Origin of the sequence: Methanocalculus natronophilus (genome assembly GCF_038751955.1) — an archaeon.
Taxonomy (GTDB): Archaea; Halobacteriota; Methanomicrobia; order Methanomicrobiales; family Methanocorpusculaceae; genus Methanocalculus; species Methanocalculus natronophilus.
Window position 1 is genome coordinate 1 of record NZ_JBCEXH010000030.1, and the last position, 850, is coordinate 850.

Below are 850 nucleotides of genomic sequence, written 5' to 3' on the forward strand. Positions count from 1 at the left end.
CCTCTACCCTACCAACTAGCTAATGCTGCGCAAGGCCCTCTTATAGCGCCGCCAAAAGCGCCTTTAAATAATCAAACATGCGTTCGATTATCTTATTGAGTATTAGCTTTGGTTTCCCAAAGTTATTCTCATCTCTAAGGTAGGTTCCTTACGTGTTACTCACCCGTTCGCCACTAAGTTTACCGAAGTAAACTTCGTTCGACTTGCATGTATTAGGCATGCCGCCAGCGTTCATCCTGAGCCAAGATCAAACTCTCCATAAAAATATGTTAACTGATCTCTCAGCTAAAGTTTGATTTGGTATTGCTTTTCTTAAACTCAAAAGTAATTCTTTGTTCTATTCAGTTTTCAAAGACCAATGCGTTTTTAAGCGCTCCTATAATTTACTACATATTAAGGAATGTGTCAATAGCTTTTTGAAGTCTTTTTTCGCTTAAATTTTCGCCTTATTTGCCGTGCCAATGTTGCTTATTTCCTTGGCCCGCAATAAAGAGTATATAACTTTAAAGATTTAAAGTCAACAGTTTTATATACTTTTTTATTGCGTTTATTTTAACCTTAAACAAAGTATACGCCCTAAGTCTCAAAAAACGCTTTATCATTACATTTAATGCTGTTATGTTATCTTGCTTAACAGTTTTAAATTGATTGTTATATTCACTAAAAAGCACTTCTATATTCAAGATAACTATAAGAAATATTGAAGAATTATATAAAAATAATTTTTACTTTATTCATTTAATACCTCTTGAATAAAGTTCACAATATAATCGGTTGTTTTTTGGTGTTGAGCATAAACACTAATTGTTGCTTCTTTATCTCCTCTTTGTGGTCCGTAATATCCAAATTG

The 850-nt window shown here is 33.1% G+C and carries 1 rRNA gene; it reads right to left on the reverse strand.

Features of this window, described 5'->3' with window-relative positions:
* Window positions 1-258, reverse strand: a 16S ribosomal RNA gene (locus tag ABCO64_RS10180); the annotation flags it as partial.
* Between the last annotated feature and the right edge of the window lie 592 nt (window positions 259-850).